Origin of the sequence: Paenibacillus sp. S150, assembly GCF_019352175.1 — a bacterium.
Taxonomy (GTDB): Bacteria; Bacillota; Bacilli; order Paenibacillales; family Paenibacillaceae; genus Paenibacillus_AQ.
In genome coordinates this window covers 70,471-90,201 of record NZ_JACBYI010000009.1, presented here as the reverse complement: position 1 = coordinate 90,201, position 19,731 = coordinate 70,471, and the positions used below count along the sequence as shown (strand labels likewise).

The window sequence follows — 19,731 nt, the reverse complement described above, 5'->3', positions numbered from 1 at the left end:
CCTCTCATTCTCACGCCGGTGGCTGCTTAGCCCATCCGTATTACGGCCTTCACCACATCTTCCTTGTTGCCGATAACAAAATCAAAGGCTTTCTGGGTATCCTCAAAGTCGAATTCATGGGTCACGATGCCCTTGACGTCGATTTTACCGTCTGAAATTGCGCCAATGGCGGCAGGATACAGGTTGCGGTAACGGAACACTGATTTGATGTCAGCCTCCTTGAACATAATCTGCATAAAGTCGAAATCAATGATATCCTTGGCAGCCAGCCCCACGAGCACGATCGTTCCGCCCCTTTTGACCAGATAGGGCGTCTGCTTGACGGTATGCTCGCTCCCCGCGGTTTCAATCACCTTATCCATGCCCTGACCGTCCGTCAGCGCGGCAATTGCCTCCAGAACATTCTCCTGCTTGGCATTGATTACCCGGGAAGCTCCCAGCTTTTTCGCCGCCTCCAGCCGTTTTTCAATGATGTCCACCACCACGATATCCGTTGCGCCAAAGGCTTTGCAGGCCAGCAGCGTCACTAGACCTATACAGCCGGCTCCCAGAATAACAACACGGTCCCCCAGCGTGATTCCGCCTTGAGCCGCAGCATGCAGTCCCACAGCCAGCGGTTCTACCAATGCCCCCTCTTCTGAAGATACATTGTCCGGCAGCTTGAAGGCCATGTTCTCGGGAAAGGCGATATAATCCATCAGGCAGCCGTGATAGGGCGGAGTTGCCAGAAATCTCACATCCGGGCAGAGATTGTACTTTCCGCTCTTGCAGAATTCACACTGGCCGCAGGTGATTCCGGGCTCAAGTGCAACCCTGTCCCCCACCTGAAGATTCTTCACTCCGGAGCCAAGCTCCACCACTTCTCCGGCACATTCGTGACCCAGAATAAAATCTCCGTCAACAACGAAGTCGCCGATGCGCCCATGCTCCAGATAGTGCACGTCGGAGCCGCAAATCCCGACATATTCCAGCTTTATAATTACCTCGCCCTCTTTGGGTACAGGCATGTCAATTTCCTTCATTTCCATTTTCTTCAGATCCGTCATATAAAAGGCCCTGTTCTTCATATGATTCTCCTCCTCATAGGCAGCAGTCATTCCGGTTATTTCAAGGCTTCCGCCTTTTCCAGCAATTCAATATACTCATCCACGTTATCCTTGGTAATCAGCGGGTTGCCGATATCCGTATCAATTTGCTTCTCTCCTCCGGTCAGCAGCTGGTTGCCGGTCTCCAGAAGCTTTTCCGCCAGTTCAAAAGCATTCTGCAGACAGGTGGAGGTCATCTTGCCCTCCTTGATCAGCTGGAACGCCTCAGCGGTTCCGTCTACGCCATAAGCAAGCATGCCGCTGAATTTGGCATTATCCTTCACGGCTTCGATTGCGCCCGCCGCCATGTTGTCGTTCATGGAAACGACCGCATCGATCTTGTCGTTGGCCTGGACCCAGTCCTCCATATATTTCATAGCTTCGTCCTTGTTCCAGTTGGCGATTTGCTCGCCGACGATCTGCACATCCGGACGTTTGTCGAAGAATTCCTTCTGCCAGCTTTCTCTCCGTTTATCGGCATGGAAGTTACCCGAGGGTCCGTTCAATACGACGACCTTGGCATTTTGCGGAATCTGATCCAGCGCCGCACGTGCGTTCACTCCGGCCTGCTCGTATGGATCGGCGTCCACGGAGGATGCGCCTTCAATGCCGGAAATGCGGGCGTTGGTCGTAATGGCGAATTTACCGGCTTTGATCACCTTCTCTACGTAAGGTCTTTGGGCTTCACCGTTGTTGGGCTGTACAATAACGAGGTCGAACTTGTTGGTAATCGCGTTCTCGATCATGGAGTTTTCTTTGTCGTCACTGGCCTGTCCGTCGAAGACCTCAAGCTTGATGTTAGAATATTTCTTCGCTTCTTCCTTCACGGCGTTGGCGAGCCAGGCTGCAAAGGAGTCGGATTGCGCACGGGCGATGTAGGCAACCTTGTACACTTTCTCTCCGCTGTTTTCTCCCTGCGCTCCCGAATTTGCCGGCGTTGGCGTATTGTTGTTTCCGCAACCTGCGAGCAGTCCAATTACCAACAGCATCGAAACCACGGTAATAAATGTTTTTTTCATTTTTTTACCCCTCTTTTTTATTTTAAACAGCATTGCTGTTTAATCCGGTTAACTGGCTTTCTCCGATTCGGAATGGTCATTTGCTGCTTTCCGGCAGCCGTTCTCCCTTCTTACCGCCCTTCTTGTCTTCAATCCGGCCCAGCGTGCTCTTGGTTCTGCGGTTCTTGGAACGGATATCGTAAATAACGGCCAAGGCAATGATGGCGCCACGGATAATCTGCTGCATGTAGGAATCGACATTGGTCAGGTTCATGATGTTATCCAAAAAGCCAACAATGAATGCGCCGGCCAGCGTGCCTCCTGCGGAACCGATCCCCCCGGAAAAGCTTGTGCCCCCGATGATCGCTGCCGTCAGCGCCGTAAATTCATAGTTGATTGCTCCGTTGGGAAGTCCGGCATTGACCCGGGACATGAAGAGAATCCCGGCCATCCCTACAAAAATACCGTTGATAATAAAGGCGGTATATTTGACTCTGTGCACATTGATGCCTGAAGCAGTGGCTGCCTCTTCATTTCCGCCGACGGCAAACAGGGAGCGTCCAAATTTCGTATGCCTCAGGATATACCAGGTAATAATGGCGAAAGCGATCAAGAAAAGAACAGGGATGGGAATGAAGCCGATTGAGCCTTGGCCGAGTACGGTGAAATCCCCAAGCTGCAGGATGTTCTGCCCTTTGGTGAAGAGAAGGGCGACCCCCCGCGCCATGGTCAGCATCGCCAGCGTGGCAATAAAAGGCGGAGTCTTGAAGGTGCTGACCATCACGGCGTTGACGATGTTGCACACAATCCCCGTCACGATGCCTGCCAGAATGGCGACGGTAAAGGAGCCGGTCGATTTGTAAGCGGATACAGCAAACACCCCGGAAAGCGCCAGCACCGAGCCTGCCGACAGGTCAAGCATCCCGCTGATGATCAGTATCGTCTGGCCAAAAGCCAGGATCGTCGTGACCGCCAATTGGGTGGAAATATTGGTCAGGTTATTGACGGACAAAAAGTTGGGGTTGGCAAAGGAACAGACAATAAACAGTGCCAGCAGCACCAGATAGATGCTGTATGTTTTTTTAAATGTGCTCCAGAATTGGCTCCAATTTATACTCTCTTTCAATTCAGTTCACCTCATTTGATGTTTTCGTTCCGGTCGCGTATTTCATGATCTGCTCCTGGGAGAAGTCTTTTCGGCTGAGCTCCCCTGTAATGGTTCCCTTGGCCATCACATATATCCGGTCGCACATTCCAATCAGCTCGGGAAGCTCGGAGGATACCATAATGACGACCTTCCCTTCCTTGACCAGATCCGTCATCAGCTTATAGATTTCATATTTTGCGCCCACGTCGATTCCCCGGGTCGGCTCATCCAGAATGAGAACATCGGGATTTAGAAGCATCCATTTGGCCAATACTACCTTTTGCTGGTTCCCCCCGCTCAACGAAGCAATGACGGTTTCCATGGAAGGAGTCTTTACCCGCATCTTCTGAAACATGCCGGAAACGATGGTTTGCTCGGTCTTCCCGTGATAGCGGAACCGGTAGAAGATGCTTTTCAGAGACGACAGCGTCGTATTCTCCTTGACCGACCGCATGGGAATAATCCCATACCGGCGTCTGTCCTCGGAGAGCATGACCATGCCGTTGCGAATGCTCTGCTCCACACTTTTAATGTTAACTTCCCGGCCCTTCATGTAGACCTTCCCGGATACGATGGGATCAAGCCCGAAGAGCGAGCGCATAACCTCTGTTCTTCCCGCTCCGATCAATCCTGCAAAGCCGACCATTTCACCCTTGCGGACATGGAAGCTGACATTCCGGTAGCCGCCGGCGCCGCACAGGTTCTCCACCTTAAGCAGCGTTTCTCCAATCTCGACTTCCTCCTTCGGGTAAGTGTTGGTAAGCTTGCGTCCTACCATCAGGGAAATGACCGTCTCGATATCCAGCTCTTCCCTGGGATGGCTTTCCACCACCGTTCCGTCGCGGAACACCGTAATCTCGTCGGCGATCTGGAATATTTCGTCCAGCTTATGGGAAATGTATATGATGCTGACGCCGCGTGCCTGCAGCTCTCTGATTTTGACGAACAGCTTATCCACTTCCTCATGGGTAATCGCCGAAGTAGGCTCATCCATAATGATAATGTCCGACTTGTACGAAATCGCTTTCATAATTTCCAGCATCTGAATATCCGAGACCGTCAAGTCTTTGAGCAGCGTGGTGGGAGAATACGGCAGATTCTCTGCCCGCAGCAGCTCAGTTGTACGCTGTCTGACCTCCCTCCAGTTCACCTTGCCGAACCTGTTCGCCGGCAGATTCCCAAGAAAAATGTTCTCTTCGACTGTCATTTCCGGCACGTAATTCAGCTCCTGAAAAATCATCGAGATCCCCAAATTCCGGGCCTGAATCGGGTTTCCAATTTTGACAGGCTTCTCGTCGATGAAGATTTGTCCGCCGTCCGGCTGGTGAATGCCGTTGATGATTTTCATCAAGGTTGATTTTCCCGCGCCGTTCTCGCCGCACAGGACATGCACCGAACCCTTTTTCACCGTAAAGTCAATCTTGTCTAACGCCTTAACCCCCGGAAAGGATTTCTCGATCTGCGATACCCTAAGCTTATTGCTCTGTTCCATTCCCTTCCCTCCAAATGATGTAGTCCCCATTGTTTACCCGTCTGTCTCTCAAGGTCAGCGTCCCCCTCACAGCTTAGTTGACACTGGATTCTCACCTGCTCCAATTGTTACTAAAATACTTTTATAAAACCTTCTAAATAAGATTATAGCCAGTTTTGAATTGAAGTCAACAAAAACCTAAAAAAGTTGGAAACGCATTCATTGATTGCCTGCACGATATTATTATCCGAAGAGCAGCCCGGGTATATACAGAAGCGGCACCGAGATTCAGATGGGCATTTGCGCACAACAGACCGGCATGCAAAAGCTCCTCCGGAAGAGGCCGAAACCGCAAACGCAGCATCGTCCCTCCACCGGAGGAGCATGGGAGCAGGAGTTTGAATTTTTTCGCTATATAAGCTGAACTTAAGAATGATGGACAGCCGATGGACGAACCCCTTGCGGAGCAAGGATTTCGTCCGTGCAGCAAGTTACATTCTTAAGTTCACTCTATATAATTCACTAAAATCACGGATAAAATGATGCAAGAGTGCTGAAGGCAAGCATACCCGGTATCAAGCTAGATGCTGTCAATAAATTCGGCCACCAGCTCCAGTGCAGCTCCCACGGCAGTGGCCTCCAGCTTGTATTTGCAGACACGCAGGTATTTGCCGTCTGTCTCGAAGGTGTTCTTCCGGGCCGCCAGCTCCTGGAGGGTATCAATATATTCCTCCATATAGGCGCCGGCATAGCCGCCCAGGATTACATCGCAGTCGTACAGCATGCGCAGATTGTTGATTGTGACCACCAGATAACCAAGGTACTCCTCCCAGATGGTTTTTTGCGGCTCCCGGCCCTCCCGCAGCAAGCGGAAGAATTCGGAAATGCTGCCCTTCGTGCTGTCGGAGAGAATTCTGGCCGAGCAATAAGCGTCCACACAGCCCTTCTGCCCGCAATAGCAGGTGCGGCCTCCGGGCATAATGGTCATATGGCCGAATTCGCCGCCCCGGTGATTCTGCCCGGCATAAATCTGGTTGCCGACAATGAACGAGCCGCCCACACTATTGTTTAGCGACAGGTACACAACATTGTGAATGTCCTTTTCCCCCCACAGTTCCGTGAAGCCGGCCGCATTCGCATCATTGCTGAGGACGCAGGGATAGGGAATGTATTCGGCGAACCTCCGGACGCTTCCCCCTTTGAAATCAATGACGGTGGCGTAGCTTACCGTTTGGCGGTCGTCGGAGAGAATAGCTGGCAGCGCAATGCCAACCCCCAGTATTTTACTGCTGTCCACTTCGCATTCCTGTACAAAATCCTCTACCAGCTCCCCTACTCCCTTAAAGTAGGCTTCGCTATTGGCAAAGGGGAAATGGTTCCGGACATTCTTGACGATTTTGCCGCTCAGATCGATCATGACGATGCCGACATGATTGCGGGTAATATCCAGACCGACCGCATATTGGGCCACACTGTTGCAGGCCATCGCTTTTGCCTTCCTGCCCCCTGTGGACTCGAACAAACCAGTCTCTACAACCAGCTCTCTTTCCTGCAGCTCTTTGAGATTCTGCGTAACCGTGGGAAGACTCAGATTCAGCGCCTGCGCAATTTCCTGAATGGAAGTCGATTCGTGATGATACAAATATCGATAAATGGCGTTACGGTTCATTTTCTTGACTTCCATGCTGTTCAAGCGGTATGTGGCCATTATCATAAATCCTCCGACTTTTATAAATGTACTTTTGTAATGTATGTATTTATCATATACATTCCCACCCGGTTTTGCAATGATCTGGTATGTTGAATTTGTGAATAAATTCACTAACATAAGCAAAAAAATACTCATTTTGTTCACGGAATGATCCTGAACGGTTTGCATTGGAACAAACGTTCCGCAGCAATTAACATGACGCAATATATTGAAGCCATCCGGTAGAGCGCACGGCCAGCCATTCTATCGGCACATTGCCTTTCGGTCAACTTAAACAGTCAGGCTGTTCTTACTCCGCCGCGCTGCTTATTGCAGCTTTAACGTAAACATAAAGGCAGTCTGCCCCGCCTTGCTTTGCACCGCGATGCTGCCGCCCGCTTGCTCGACAATACTCTTGGCTATGGCCAGTCCCAGACCAAAGCTGCCGCTTTCATATGTTCTGGAGGAATCGGTCCTATAAAAGCGGTCAAACACTTTCGGCAGCTCCTCCTGCCCGATCCCCTCCCCGGTATTGGTAATTTCAAACTGGACCCGCGATTTTATTCTGGTTACCGAGACATGAATTTCCCCGCCTTCATCAACATATTTGACTGCGTTATCCACTAAAATCTGGAGCAAATGCCGGATTCGCTCTTCGTCCTCTTTTACGATAGCCTGAGGAACGCCGGACTGTGTAAGTGTAATATTTTTCAGGATGATAGCTGCCTCAAATGTACTCAATACCTCCTCCACCGTATGGCTGAGGTCAAAGGTCCGGGCCTGCGGCTGACGGGAGCTGTCCTCCATCCGGGCCAATGCCAGCAAATCGTAAATAAGCTTCGTCATGCGATCCGTTCCGGCCTGTATATATTCCAGCCATTTCAATTGGCTCCCGACCGTTTCACTCCGGTTCTCCAAAAGCACACCGAGATTGGCGTTGACGATGGAAAGCGGCGTCTTCAGTTCGTGAGAGGCGTCTGACACAAATTGCTTCTGTTTCGCCCAAGCCTCAATCACAGGACGGATCGCCCGGTTCGCGAAGAAAAAACTGATGGCCGCAAGCAGAAAAAGCACCGCCGCGCCAACGGCCAGCAACGTATTCCTCAGGGCATTCAGTGTCTTATAGCTATCTGTAACATCCAGAAAGGTAATCCGCAAGCGCTGCTTGGCCAAGGATGCGTCTTCTTTAGCAGAGCCTTCCGCAGCCTCCTGTACAGCAACGATTCTGCAGCGCCACTGCTTGCCCTGCCAGTGAATGAGCGAGCTGCTGTTCTTTAGGGTAAGCGCCTGCCGGGCTGCAGGCTCATACGCTGTTTCCGGCAGCTCCAGAGCAGAATAAATCTCCACAAGCTTTCCGGCAGAGTCGGTCTCCAGGCTGAACATTTCGGAGGCATTGATCACGATTTGACTCTCAGTGTCCAATGAATCCGAGTCCTGCACTTGAGCGGAAAGGGAGGCTCCTCCGCCTCCTGAAAATTCAATTTGCGGTACGTTGTACAGCTTGGCATGGATGTCGGCCTGAATACTGCTGGACGTAATCCAATAAATCGTGCCAAATGCAGCCAATATAACGATTCCCGTAATGGATATATTGAACAATAATAAGGTGTTTCGCAGCTTTCTAAACATTTCCGGTTTCATCCCTCCGCTGCCGCAGTACATATCCTGCATGGCGAACTGTCTCAATGGATACCTTCGTCTGGAGCCGGTTCAATTTTTTGCGCAATAAGGAAATATGAATCTCTACGCGGTTTCCCTCCGCTTCCGTATCATACCCCCACAGCTTGTCGATCATATGCTCCTTGGATACAATTCTCGGGCTGCTTTTCATCAGCAGTTCCAGGACCTGCGCTTCTTTCAAGGGGAGCTGTATTTCCTCGCCATTGCATGAGCAGATTAGCGTTTGCGGATTCAACTCCAAATCCGCGCAGCTTAAAACACCGTCACGAAGCCACTCCGGTGTTCTGCGGCCTAACGCGCGTATGCGCGCCAGCAGCTCTCCGGTATGGAAGGGCTTGGCCAGATAATCGTCTGCGCCGGTGTCCAAGCCCCGCACCTTATCCTCCGGAGCGTCTCTTGCGGTTAACAGAATAACCGGTATGGCGATCCCTTCATCGCGCAGCCTGCGAAGAACTTGAATACCGTCCAGCTTGGGCAGCATAATGTCCAGAATAATCAAATCGTAAATTCCGGTAACCGCAAAGTCCAGACCATTTTCTCCGTCATAAGCCAAATCCACGCTGTAATGATGCTTCCTCAGCACCTGGGCAATCGCTTCTGCCATGTATTTTTCATCTTCGATCATTAATACCCGCATCGCTTCAATTCCTTCTTCAGTTGATAGCTTTTATACATACGGATGCAGCGAAATACAGCGAAAGAGGCTGCCCGGACAGCCTCTTCGCCCTCACTTAAATTACTTGTTAAGGATTGCTGATACTGGCGCTATAGCTGTCTCCATCCCGGGAAAGCTGAATCCCTGCCGGAGGAGTCAGGCTCCAGCTTTCTCCCCCATCTGCCGAAAAGTATTGCTTCCCGTCTTCCCGGACTTCGACGGTAAACGTGCCTGCTTCCTCCACCGGCGCACCATAGCTTGCCGCTTGGGCAGAAATCCCATCTGGAACGACCTGAATGCTGCCCTTTTCATCATCTGCGATAATCTGGAATCCTGCCGGGACTTCCAGGCTCCAGGTTTTTCCCTCATCCGCCGAATAATAGGTCTTGCCGTCTTCACGGGTTTCGGCGGCAATGCTGCTTCCGGCCGCAGAAACCGGCACGGCTTCCAGTTGTTCATCTGCCGATGCGCCCTGGCTTTCTGCATTAACTGCCGGTATCTGAATTCCGGTAGCGGCAAATGCCGCGCTGGTTCCCAGTGTCAAGAGCAGAACGGCGAATACAGCAGCAGCAGCAGGCTTGGTTTTAAGCTGGCGAAATGAATCTTTTAGGGCTGGTTTCATAGCTTTACCTCCATCATTACGATTTTTGTAAGCAGCTGCCTTACAGGAATGAATATAACACGGCCAGCTTTACTGGACCTTTAGTCATGGACGGGATTTTATAACTTTCTTTTTTCTCATGAAACTGTGTCAATGCAGATAACGGTTCAGATGATCAATCATCATCTGCCATCCTTTCACAGCATCCGGCTTATCGCTCAAGGTAAAGCCATGCAGCGAACCTTCAAAGCGCTTATGGGTTACAACTACGCCTGCCTCTGCTAGTTTATCCCTGAAATCTTCCGCCTCCTTATATAAGGAATCCCGGCTTGCTGTTAAAATCAGGGTTGGGGGAAATGATTTCACCTGATCTGCCGTAGCAAAAACAGGGGAGACCAACGGATTTTTCCGTTCCTCTTTGCCGTTGCAGTAGCATGCATTAAATATCCGGCACATCCCCGGTGCAAGAGCCCCCTTCGGCTGCGGCTTAAGATAAGGATCAGTATAAATATCCAGCGGCGGGTAATCCAATATCAGGCACTTAATATCCAACTCTTTGGCTTCCATATTCTTCAGGCATACTGCAGCGCTGAGATTGCCTCCGGCGCTGTGACCCCCCAGGGCGATGCGGTCAGGATCTATACCAAGCTCCCGGGCATGTTCCTTTGCATATTTTACAACTGCATAGCACTCGTTCAGCGCTTTGGGAAATATCTCTTCCGGAGAAAGGCTGTAGTCAATGCTCAGAATCTTCACCTTGGCTTTATCGGCCACATTCATCAAATAGGGATCATCCATCTCCGCACGCCCCAAAATAAAGCCGCCTCCATGAATATTGATGAACAGCGGGAGGTTCTCAGATCCTTCCATGTTGTATGCAAGCACACGGATTTTTCCTTCCACCGTATCCAGAAAAAGTTCTTTGCCGTTCCGCTTCTTTCCAATGCGGCCTGCTTTCGTTGAGTGGGCTGCCAACCATTTAATCAGCCTTACCTTTTTTTGCAGCTGCTCCCTTGAATAAACCTTCTCTTCTGATATTTTCCTCATAAGTATACCTCCCGTATTTGCTTTATCCTAAACATGACACTGTTCATCAACTCCGTATGTAGCACCTGCGGACCCAAGTGGAAAAAGGAAACTTATTTCTCCCCTGCTCCCCTTTTTCGAACGCGTTAGTGGGAAATAGAACACCTAATCCATCCGTTTCGCCCCTTTAGAGAGAAATACGCCTAAAATAAGTTGCCTTTTTCCCACTATTCCTCCTACCGCAGGCTTTTCAGTCCAATTAAGTTCACTAATTCCACTTCACTTCATTATTGTACTTCATTTTTCCTGTCCCCCGCGATGCTTGTCCCATTCTCTGCGCAAATACGGCAGCGGGCCCGAAGGGTCTGCTGCCGTCCTTAAAGTTAGCGTTTGCGCAAGAAGACTTACCGGCGCTTACCGCCTCCATCTCATTAAATTTCAACCGGCAGCCGCAAGCCCTGCTGCTCAAGGAGCGGAATGACGCTTTCGCTAAAATAAGCCAGCTCCGGCTCGTAATCGTAAAACGTGATTTGAATCCCGTCAATGCCTGCCGCATGGAGCTGGGCGAGCTGCCCGGCTACCTCTTCGGGAGAGCCGACGATATGCAGATGCCCGCCTACCGCGCGTCCTTTCGCCGAGTGTTCCAGCCATGAAACGCTGTCCCCTGCCGCGTGTCTGGCATAGAAGTTGCGTATTGAACCCAAATCCGCATGATCCATTATAGCCTGATAGTAGGCTTCCGCTTCTTGGCGGGTAGGGCGCACAATAATGGTCGGGTTAATGATGACCCGGACGTTTCTTCCCCGCGCCGCCGCTTCATTCCTGACCGCCGCAGCATGATCAGGCAATTTAGGCAAAGCGTCGGACAGCTTCTCGCCCGCCGGACTCGACACGAATACAATGTCCGAGAATTGCCCGGCATAGCGGAAGCCTGCCGGAGACCCCGAAGCTGAAGCCAGGACCGGCCGGCCGTAAAGCGGCCGCGGCGAAACATAGGCTTCTTCAAGGGAGTAGAACTCCCCTTCGTATGTCAAATTGTCGTTGCCGGACCACAAAGCATTACAAATGCGGATGAATTCCGCCGACTGTTCATACCGCGAGTCATGATCCTTTCTGGCAGCACCAAACATGCGGGGTTCATTTTCGGCATAACCTGTCACAATGTTAGCGCCGAATCTGCCTTGTGAAATGTGGTCGGCCGCCGCCAGAAAGCGGGCCAGGTGCATCGGATGCCATGGGCCGTACAAAATATGAATAGTGCCCAGCAATAAAATCCGGCTTGTTTCGGCCGCCAGCGCCACGGTCGTGACAAACGGGTCCAAAAAGTTCTCGCGGTAGCTCATCTCTCCCCCGAAGCCGCCTTTAGGCAGCCATTGCGAGAGGCCGAATACAACGTCAAATCCGAAGGCTTCCGCCTGCTTGGTTACACGGGAGTTATAAGCGTACGTCCAGTCCGTTCCGCGCGGCAGGGTAGACTGAGACCACCCGCCTGTTTGGAAAGGCAAAAACAGACCCAGCATCAAAGGCTGTTTAAATGCTTTTGAGAGCGGGCTGTCCGGGTTGTCCTGAGGCTCCGGCGGAGTCCAAAGTGCGTCATATTTGTCAACTTGCTTACCCATGCTAACCCTCCAAATTTTAAATATTAACTTTCTCACGTCATTATATCACCCTGCCGCAAGAAATAAACAGAGCAAGCTCTTTCTGTAAAGCGCCAGTTGGAAGAGATCAGCAAAAAAAGAGCACCCATACCAGTCAACACCTGTACGGGCACTCTTTGTCAGAAATGATGTGCTAATTCGCCGGTTCCAAATACCAGAGCTGGACATCTCCGCCCCAATAAGTCCATTGGACTATCGGCCCTCCGGATACTGTGCTCCAATTATAAACTTCCAAACTGGATGCGCTTGAGGATGCTTTTGTCTTAATCGCATACAGACCGGTTCTTGCTTCAACAATTTCATACTTCTGCATATCTCCTCCCCAGTAAGTCCACTGGATGATATTGGTGCCGTCAGCAGGGCTTCCATTTTCCACATCTATGCCGCTTGTATAATTCGATGCCCCTGTTAAAATGGAATAATATCCGCTGCCGTCGGATACCAAACGGAATATCTGGGCATGGCTGCCGTTAAAATCATACTGCTGAATACCTGTTCCATCCGCTGCATTGCCGTCAGCCACATCCAGATATAATCCGCTGAAATAGTTCTTAATGTAATAATCCCCGTCAAGGGTATTTGAGGATGGTGTACCGGTTTTTGAACCCCAGACCGACTGGTCATTGGAACCAATTAATGAAAAGGTCATTGTTTCTTTGTGTGATGAGGATTCATCATACTGTTTAAAGAAAACCCCTTTATAGCTCACACCGCCAATAACCATAGTGCTGTAATAAGTTCCCGGTGTATGGGACCATGTGCCGCTATAGGCGCCGGATATGGTTCCGTCAGCATTCAATGATACCGAAACGGTAGGAAGCATTCCCGTATTTGCGGTTGTTGCGCTGTTCCCATGGTTAATAAAATCGTAATAACCAACAATTTCGCTGGTTTGATATCCGGTTTGGGATATTTCACTGCCTAAATATTCATACACCGCAGTAACCGGCCATCCGTCAGCATTTAAAAATTGCTGGTGCACCCTTACCTGGTGGTACTCATTGCCATGGTTAAATCTGGTGTGGTATACCAGGTACCTCTGCCCGCCGGAATCAATAAAAGCCGAATTATGCCCCGGCGATTTGTAACCGTTGCCGCTTAGTTCGGAATCGCTTACATTATTTAAGGAAGACAAGGTATAATTACCGAACAGCTTTATCCCCTTGGTTGTCTGGTCGGCATTGCTGCTTGTACAGATAGCCGTGTTGCCCGCTGCGTCCGTATAAGGTCCCGCAATGTTTGTTGAGCGGAACACACGTATATGGTAACCTCCGAAATTTGAAGTTGCGTCAAGACCGCCATAGGATACATACATGTAATAGTACCCTGCTGCCTGGTCCCAGACAATATAGGAACCTTCTCCCGTATTGCCGTATCCGCCGGAAAGCCGTGTGCCAAAATACTGGTCAGAGGAATTAGCTGCCGTAGGATAGGTATAAGAATAATCTCTTAATCCGGTCTGGTTATCCAGCTTCAGCAAAAAGATTCCGCCAAACCAGGAACCGTAACTCATCCAAAGCTGTCCGTTCTTATCATACACCAGCGCCGGGTCTATGGCATTGGGCCCGTAAGCTGCGTTCCAGGAACCTCCTGATACATACCTGCCCGCAACCGAATTAGATCCTGTAACCGCCGCATAGTCAGTTGCGCCTGCTTCCGAGGAATTGGTAAACCCCGAATACACCACTGTACCTGCGTAAGTATAAGGCCCCGTGATGCTGTCCGCAGTAGCTAACGCAATGGACGAGTAATAATTACTGCCGTTAACGCTCATGTACATACACCATTTGCCCATAGCGGGGTTATATATCACGTCCGGCGCCCAAAGGTTTCCGCTGATATCATAATCACTGCTGCCCCTGGCTGCCCAGGCGCCCCCTACTGAAAAAATACTGGAATAATTGCTGTTAATATTTGTGGTAAAATTACTCCAGGAAGCCAGATCCGAGCTAACGGCATTGGCCATATGGGAACCAAAAATATAGTAATTATTGCCCGATTTTACGATAGACGGATCATGGACCGATGTTCTCGTTGTACTTATCGCTGCCGCATCTGCGACGTTGCTTCCTTCTAATAGGCTGAGCGGAAATTGAAGCATAAAAACCAGTGCAAGTATTAACCCCATTTTTAAATTCCTATGCAATTTCATTAAACCTCCTTTTATTAAAATAGTTTAGACTGTCCCTAACACATCTTTTTTCATCCGCACTCTCTCTAATTTGTATTTTTTATAATTTCACCTCTATTCTCCTAACAAAATACTTATCCCATGAAGTTAATATACCAATATATTCCTTACCATTTATATTACATCTTTAGAAATTTTTTGTAAAATATTTTATTTGTCTTCAGCATTTCTATCAGCATTTCTATAAATCAGCAAAAAAAACAGGCCGAAAAGTATCTTTTCAGCCCATTGTTTTCCACAAAACGCAGTACCGCATAGTCATCCTGCCTGTAGCGCCGCTTGTTGTCCCGTAGGAATATCTCGATTTTGCGGAAAATTTTCAGATAGGTAAGTGAACGGTTGCGGTTAACCTTACGTTTGATAAAGGCGGTCAGCTCCTGGGCATCCGCCAGAATGTTCTCCTCTCTCATCAGTTGAATAATCCGGATCACTTCCTGTTTGTGTATCCCCAGATGATCCGAAATATAATCGGCACGCGCTTCGGCGATTTCCTCATTGGCATGCTTCCGGCTCTTGGTGGAGAGCAGCTTGCGGATCTTACATGTCGAATTAAATTGCTTTACTGGCGATTATACGTTAAGGGGATACAGGAGGCTGAAACCGGGTGAGAGTTTTCACCTTGACTCCTAAAAGCCCCTTCCTCCCCTGCCGCCACCTGCGCCCCCGCCACCTCCGCGTGATTGCGTGATTTGAGTGACTTGCTCTCCATTGACCGTGACAGTGCCGCCATTCAACTCTGCTGTACCATCCGCGTCAAAGGCGGAAGCTGCTTCTATATTAATGGTTCCTCCATTAATATAAATATCACCGTTTGAATCAAAGGCATCCGTGTCCCCGCTGGCCATAGTTATATTAATCGTACCGCCGTTGACCTCAATCACTACATCAGCATTGGCACTTTGTGTGGCGTTTATGCCATCATCATCCGCATACATTGTAATCTGACCATCATTCACTATGACATGGTTTGCCTCGATGCCTTCTTGGGCGCTCTTAATGTCAATGGTGCCGCCATCGATTTGAACAATGTTGCTGCCCGTGATGGCATCATCGGCAGCAGTGATATTTAATGTGCCGCCTTCAATATAGATATTCCCCAGGGAAGCATCCTCTTCGTTTTCGCTATGCAGGGCATCTTTATCCGTATCTATGGTAATCGTTCCATCATAGATAAGAATGGCATCATTGGCCTCTAGTGCATCCGCCAAAGACTGAATGCTATATACGCCTCCGGTAATTTTAAGATCATCCTTTGAAGAAATCCCGTTCCCTTGGCTCGATACAATATCTAAGGTCCCGGTTCCATTCAGGGTTATATCCGCTCTTGAGAAAATGACTGCATCCAAGTTGGTATCCCCGTCCGCCACATAGCTTCCGGTAACCTCCATGTGATTCTCGCTGTCTGTGGATGTAACGAATACTTTATCCGCTGCTTTCACATAAATGGCAGGTGAATCCTCATTAGTTATGCTGACGCCGTCAAGGACAATTTGTATTTTGGCCTCCTCGGCAGCATCAACCGTTATCGTCACATTGTTCACCTCACCGCTTAAGACATACACGCCTTCCTCGCTCAGTGTCACATCTTGATTGCTCACCAAATCCATTTGTGTTGCAGCTGCAAGATCCGCCGACTGTTCCAAATCCCGGTCCGTGAATAATTCCGGTGTGTCCGTCACGGAAGCTTCCGCTGCCGGCGTTGTGCTTGACGACCCCGTTGAAGCTGCTGTTTCAGTGGCTGTAGCAGTAACCTCGCTGCCGACTTCTGCCTTAGAGCATCCGGCGATGGCTGCAGTAAGTAAAGCGGCCACAGCAATGGCCTGTATGCTTTTCAACTTGTTAGGTTTCATAAATGAACACTCCTTGTATACTCAGTTGCAATCAGCTGCTTCTTATTCAAAAGCATTACCGATTCTTGATTTATTCACATCATAACCCAGCTAACTTAAATCAAACTTAAATATCAATTCTAGAACTTGCTATACAAGTCGCCAAAATTCCGCATGCCAAGCACAGCTTCCTGTTCATAGAAAAAAAGACTGCCGATAATACCTTCGACAGTCCGGGAAGGGAATCATATCCCTATTTAATTACGTTAAATATCAATTACCCCAATATTGCCGGGCAATCTGTTGTCCTTGGTTAATCTTCGCCCACTGTTCAGCTTCCGTTAATTCATTGCCGCCGTCGCAGGATGCGAAGCCGCATTGATGGGACAGCAATAACCGGTCCTTGTCGATAATTTTGGAGGCTTCATCCAGCATTCTGACTACACGGGCCTCATCGTCAAGCGTATTTGTTTTGGAAGACAATAGTCCAAGTACTATCTCCGTTTCAGGCTTATCCTTGAATACTTCAAGCGCCTCAAGGGAGCCTGCACGTTCATCATCCCATTCCAGGAAAAAGCGGTCGTATTTCAGCTGCTTCAGGAACAAATTCGCAATCTTGGCATAGGAGCCGCCGCCCATATTGCGGGAATCATAGTTGCCGCGGCAGTTATGCGTCCACATTCTGAGGCCTAGGCTATGACCGTAATCAATGATAGTATTGTTAATGTCAATAAATTCTGCAGCCAGCGCCTGCACTTCCGCTTGATTGATATTCTCGCCGGTATATGGAGAATTCGGGTTATCATCTGCGAACAGCTCCCATAAGCAATCGTCGAATTGCAGAATCTGTCCTCCGGCAGCAGCAAATTCCCCCACAAATTCCTTATACGCCTTAACAAGGCCGTCCTTAAGCTCATGTCTATCCTTATACACAGCTTCTGTGCCGCCAATGTTACCCGACCAGGATAACTCACCAAAGATATGGGAGGGCGAAGGTACGCACAGCTTGGTTTCACGGCCGCCGGCATGGGCTTGAAGCTTGTTATAGGCATGAATAAAATGATGGTTCTTCCCGCCTAATTCACCAGTAATGCGCAGTCCGATATCTTTTCTGGTCTCATATTTGGAAGTTCCGTCTGTATCTCTGAAGAAATATCCGTGATCCGCAATATAACGCTCAATTCCCTGGAAGCCCCAGACAAAGTCCAGATGCCACATCGATTTGGAATATTCTCCATCCGTGAGCACGGACAGGCCATTTTCTCTTTCTTTATCGACTACAGCCTGAATCGCCTCGGCTTCACACTGCTCATACCCCTGGAAGTCCCGGTAAAAGGGATACCGGATATCATCCCGGTGTTCAATCTGATGTTTATATTCCAATAACCCGGACGGACGCAGCAGGCTGCCTACGATTTGAAATCTATTGCACATGAAAAATCCTCCTCCATTTCACCGCATGTCTTGCTGTTATGGTTTGATTCTAGCATGGAGGAGGATGATCCACATAAGACTTATAAGTGATATCTGGTTATAGGTAAAAGGTATAGTGGGGGCGCGATTAAATACCGAAGAACTCCGCAGCCGTTTCTGTAGTTGCCTTGGCGGCCTCTTCTATGGATCTGCCTAAACATCGTGCTATAGTTTGCGGGATATGCGGCAGGAAGGCAGGCTTGTTCCGCCCATCCTTAGGCTTTTCCTGTAAGTCCCTGGGGGTCAGGAAGGGTGCGTCCGTCTCGATCATGAGCCGATCCAGCGGAATCCTTTCGGACAAGCTCTCTCAGGTGTTTACCTCTCCGCTCATCACAGATCCATCCGGTGATTCCGATATAAAGCCCCATTTCAATATAAGCTGTAAGCTCAGACTGCGACCCGGTGAAACAATAAACCACTGCTTTTTGGACCGGCTGTTCCTTATGCATTGCCAAGAAATCTGCAAAAGTCTCCCGCTCATGCAGAAATAATGGCAAATTAAGCTCAAGCGCCAGCCGGATTTGCTAGAAATCCCGATTTACTTCGTAATCGTCTCATCACTGCGCTCTTCGCATCATGGGGATGAACTCCCGCAGTAGCTTACAGCTTCCCCGGATAACGCCCGGCATAGCGGGCAGCTTCCTGGCTGTTCCTCAGGCTCGTTCCTGTGATAAGTAGAGGCGTAACGTTATGTTCTATCGCTCGTCAACTATCTGCTCACGATCCGCCTGAAAGCTGCGGTGCTTAGATTAACGCGGATATCCGTGATAGTGTGATTCATGATTGTAATTCTCCTTCTTTCATCTTTTCGACCATTAAATTTATTATAGGCTTATTAAATGTCCGGGAGACGGGAATGTTTGTTTTGAGTCAAAGATTCCGGAATTTCACAAGAAAAAGACTGTCGCACGGACAGTCCAGATATAAGTATGCGTATACCTTTTAATTCAATCTTAATCCGAGAAAACTGAAGAAGCAGTAATGGCATTAGCAAGCTGCATTCCATCCTTGAGCCCTTGCAGATATAGACGTTCATAAATAACGGATTGCTTTATAGAAAGCTTATCCTCCCAATACTCAAACTCCGGCTTACGTGCAATATCCATGGAGGCAAACAAAGCTTGAAAAGCTTTGCGCTCTTCTTCAAAAGCTTGTCTAGGCTCGGATTGATGTTCAATCAGTGCGCTCACCTCATCCAATCGACCTTGAATCGTTTGTATAAACCACGCTGGAAAGCTCACCACATCTCCCCCAAGAAAGAATTCCAAACGAAATGAAGCTGTATGTCCACTTTTTTCTTGATACATCTGATTAATGAGTTCGTCCACTTTACGACTCTGAGCCTGAAGCGTCTCATTGGTGCTTAACGGAATGCCCTGCTCCAGTGATTTCTGTCCAAGTTCATTCAGCTTACGCTTCTCCTTCTCATATTTGTACGTCAGATGCTGCATTACTTCCTCTCCTTCCTGGAAAAGCTATGTCTGTAGACGATGTACAGAAATTTTAATGCGTATTAACCAAATTGTATGCCAGGTAAGTATTATTTTAATGCGAATATCGAATTTAAATAAAATATTGTGAGGCGACACCGAAATGAAGCATCACCAAGAGCCACCGGGTGACAAAAACATCATCGGGACCCGAGTTATAGCTATTCGAAAAGCTAAGCGAATGAAGCAAAAAGATTTTCTCGCCAAGTTGCAAACCTTCGGTTTAGATATCAGCCCGACCAGTTTATCCAGACTGGAAGGTCAACATAGACTTGTGCAGGATTATGAGGTGGTTGCCGTTGCAAAGGCGTTAGAGGTTTCTGTTGGAGAGTTGTTGGGGGAGAGTAGGTGAAAGGATGTAAACTCTAGCACTCAATCATAACTGCGTATTATAACGTCCAAAATTACATGTAAAATCATGTACACACGCCCCTGATTTTTGTCCTCTATTACCGAGATAAACTACTTCTTGAGAATTATATTCCCTAAAAAATATTCAAAGAGACTTTTATTCCTTTATCTTACCCCTGATACATAAGATTCATTACTTTATTCATTTTTAGATAATTACTTCTATATTTCTGCATAATTAAACCAACAGCTTCCTGTTTTTTGTTCTATAAGTAGAAACACACACCCATTTACAGGGTGTATTTTACGGCAAAATTATATTAACCTGAATTTCGAAAGTGAACTGAACAAATCCAGATAGGACAAGGGATAAACCCTCTTACCTT

Annotated in this window: 16 protein-coding genes and 1 pseudogene; 1 reads left to right on the top strand and 16 read right to left on the bottom strand. The window is 48.8% G+C overall.

Annotated features, from left to right (window positions below):
• Positions 1 to 26: 26 nt before the first annotated feature.
• The 16 genes and pseudogenes from HYD27_RS11425 to HYD27_RS11350 form a co-directional block, all read right to left on the bottom strand.
• On the bottom strand, positions 27 to 1,067 hold the full coding sequence (locus HYD27_RS11425) for an NAD(P)-dependent alcohol dehydrogenase (RefSeq protein ID WP_219215075.1): 1,041 nt from the start codon (positions 1,065 to 1,067) through the stop codon (positions 27 to 29).
• A gap of 35 nt (positions 1,068 to 1,102) precedes the next feature.
• Positions 1,103 to 2,104, bottom strand: a complete 1,002-nt coding sequence (locus HYD27_RS11420) for a sugar ABC transporter substrate-binding protein (protein WP_219215074.1) — start codon at positions 2,102 to 2,104, stop codon at positions 1,103 to 1,105.
• A 76-nt stretch (positions 2,105 to 2,180) separates the two neighbouring features.
• On the bottom strand, positions 2,181 to 3,209 hold the full coding sequence (locus HYD27_RS11415; RefSeq protein ID WP_219215071.1) for an ABC transporter permease: 1,029 nt from the start codon (positions 3,207 to 3,209) through the stop codon (positions 2,181 to 2,183).
• A 1-nt stretch (position 3,210) separates the two neighbouring features.
• The gene (locus HYD27_RS11410) at positions 3,211 to 4,722 is read right to left on the bottom strand and encodes a sugar ABC transporter ATP-binding protein (protein ID WP_219215068.1); all 1,512 of its coding nucleotides are present in this window, start codon (positions 4,720 to 4,722) and stop codon (positions 3,211 to 3,213) included.
• A gap of 559 nt (positions 4,723 to 5,281) precedes the next feature.
• The gene (locus HYD27_RS11405; RefSeq protein ID WP_219215065.1) at positions 5,282 to 6,409 is read right to left on the bottom strand and encodes an ROK family transcriptional regulator; all 1,128 of its coding nucleotides are present in this window, start codon (positions 6,407 to 6,409) and stop codon (positions 5,282 to 5,284) included.
• Positions 6,410 to 6,718: 309 nt separating this feature from the next.
• Positions 6,719 to 8,020, bottom strand: coding sequence for a sensor histidine kinase (locus HYD27_RS11400; protein WP_219215063.1), 1,302 nt, complete (start codon positions 8,018 to 8,020; stop codon positions 6,719 to 6,721).
• The gene (locus HYD27_RS11395; RefSeq protein ID WP_219215061.1) at positions 8,013 to 8,708 is read right to left on the bottom strand and encodes a response regulator transcription factor; all 696 of its coding nucleotides are present in this window, start codon (positions 8,706 to 8,708) and stop codon (positions 8,013 to 8,015) included. The genes HYD27_RS11400 and HYD27_RS11395 overlap by 8 nt, the downstream gene beginning before the upstream one ends.
• Before the next feature lie 106 nt (positions 8,709 to 8,814).
• Entirely contained in the window at positions 8,815 to 9,348 is a 534-nt protein-coding gene (locus HYD27_RS11390; RefSeq protein ID WP_219215060.1) for a hypothetical protein, read from the bottom strand.
• A gap of 129 nt (positions 9,349 to 9,477) precedes the next feature.
• Entirely contained in the window at positions 9,478 to 10,374 is an 897-nt protein-coding gene (locus tag HYD27_RS11385; RefSeq protein WP_219215058.1) for an alpha/beta hydrolase, read from the bottom strand.
• 410 nt (positions 10,375 to 10,784) lie between these two features.
• Positions 10,785 to 11,972 (bottom strand): LLM class flavin-dependent oxidoreductase, encoded by a 1,188-nt coding sequence (locus HYD27_RS11380; RefSeq protein WP_219215057.1) that lies wholly within the window; start codon positions 11,970 to 11,972, stop codon positions 10,785 to 10,787.
• A gap of 172 nt (positions 11,973 to 12,144) precedes the next feature.
• Positions 12,145 to 14,157, bottom strand: coding sequence for a family 43 glycosylhydrolase (locus tag HYD27_RS11375; protein WP_219215055.1), 2,013 nt, complete (start codon positions 14,155 to 14,157; stop codon positions 12,145 to 12,147).
• Positions 14,158 to 14,390: 233 nt separating this feature from the next.
• Positions 14,391 to 14,612, bottom strand: a complete 222-nt coding sequence (locus HYD27_RS11370; protein ID WP_219215053.1) for a hypothetical protein — start codon at positions 14,610 to 14,612, stop codon at positions 14,391 to 14,393.
• Between the two features lie 216 nt (positions 14,613 to 14,828).
• Positions 14,829 to 16,052: a carbohydrate-binding domain-containing protein gene (locus HYD27_RS11365; RefSeq protein ID WP_219215049.1), complete on the bottom strand. Its 1,224-nt coding sequence runs from the start codon at positions 16,050 to 16,052 to the stop codon at positions 14,829 to 14,831.
• Positions 16,053 to 16,304: 252 nt separating this feature from the next.
• Positions 16,305 to 17,465 carry a cobalamin-independent methionine synthase II family protein gene (locus HYD27_RS11360; RefSeq protein WP_219215047.1) on the bottom strand — a complete coding sequence of 387 codons (1,161 nt, stop codon included), beginning with the start codon at positions 17,463 to 17,465 and terminating at the stop codon, positions 16,305 to 16,307.
• A gap of 127 nt (positions 17,466 to 17,592) precedes the next feature.
• Positions 17,593 to 18,285 (bottom strand): annotated as a pseudogene (locus HYD27_RS11355) (TatD family hydrolase).
• Between the two features lie 172 nt (positions 18,286 to 18,457).
• Positions 18,458 to 18,955: a hypothetical protein gene (locus tag HYD27_RS11350; RefSeq protein ID WP_219215045.1), complete on the bottom strand. Its 498-nt coding sequence runs from the start codon at positions 18,953 to 18,955 to the stop codon at positions 18,458 to 18,460.
• Between the two features lie 142 nt (positions 18,956 to 19,097).
• On the opposite strand from HYD27_RS11350, the gene HYD27_RS11345 reads away from it, so the two are divergent.
• A complete protein-coding gene (locus HYD27_RS11345; protein WP_219215043.1) occupies positions 19,098 to 19,346 on the top strand; it encodes a helix-turn-helix domain-containing protein in 249 nt (82 codons plus the stop codon).
• Positions 19,347 to 19,731: the final 385 nt, after the last annotated feature.

Coding starts and splice junctions, on each gene's coding strand:
- HYD27_RS11365 (WP_219215049.1), bottom strand. CDS start 16,052: ATGAAACCTAACAAGTTGAAAAGCATACAGGCCATTGCTGTGGCCGCT.
- HYD27_RS11400 (WP_219215063.1), bottom strand. CDS start 8,020: ATGTTTAGAAAGCTGCGAAACACCTTATTATTGTTCAATATATCCATT.
- HYD27_RS11345 (WP_219215043.1), top strand. CDS start 19,098: ATGAAGCATCACCAAGAGCCACCGGGTGACAAAAACATCATCGGGACC.
- HYD27_RS11405 (WP_219215065.1), bottom strand. CDS start 6,409: ATGGCCACATACCGCTTGAACAGCATGGAAGTCAAGAAAATGAACCGT.
- HYD27_RS11425 (WP_219215075.1), bottom strand. CDS start 1,067: ATGAAGAACAGGGCCTTTTATATGACGGATCTGAAGAAAATGGAAATG.
- HYD27_RS11360 (WP_219215047.1), bottom strand. CDS start 17,465: ATGTGCAATAGATTTCAAATCGTAGGCAGCCTGCTGCGTCCGTCCGGG.
- HYD27_RS11370 (WP_219215053.1), bottom strand. CDS start 14,612: ATGAGAGAGGAGAACATTCTGGCGGATGCCCAGGAGCTGACCGCCTTT.
- HYD27_RS11395 (WP_219215061.1), bottom strand. CDS start 8,708: ATGCGGGTATTAATGATCGAAGATGAAAAATACATGGCAGAAGCGATT.
- HYD27_RS11350 (WP_219215045.1), bottom strand. CDS start 18,955: ATGCAGCATCTGACGTACAAATATGAGAAGGAGAAGCGTAAGCTGAAT.
- HYD27_RS11420 (WP_219215074.1), bottom strand. CDS start 2,104: ATGAAAAAAACATTTATTACCGTGGTTTCGATGCTGTTGGTAATTGGA.
- HYD27_RS11385 (WP_219215058.1), bottom strand. CDS start 10,374: ATGAGGAAAATATCAGAAGAGAAGGTTTATTCAAGGGAGCAGCTGCAA.
- HYD27_RS11410 (WP_219215068.1), bottom strand. CDS start 4,722: ATGGAACAGAGCAATAAGCTTAGGGTATCGCAGATCGAGAAATCCTTT.
- HYD27_RS11380 (WP_219215057.1), bottom strand. CDS start 11,972: ATGGGTAAGCAAGTTGACAAATATGACGCACTTTGGACTCCGCCGGAG.
- HYD27_RS11390 (WP_219215060.1), bottom strand. CDS start 9,348: ATGAAACCAGCCCTAAAAGATTCATTTCGCCAGCTTAAAACCAAGCCT.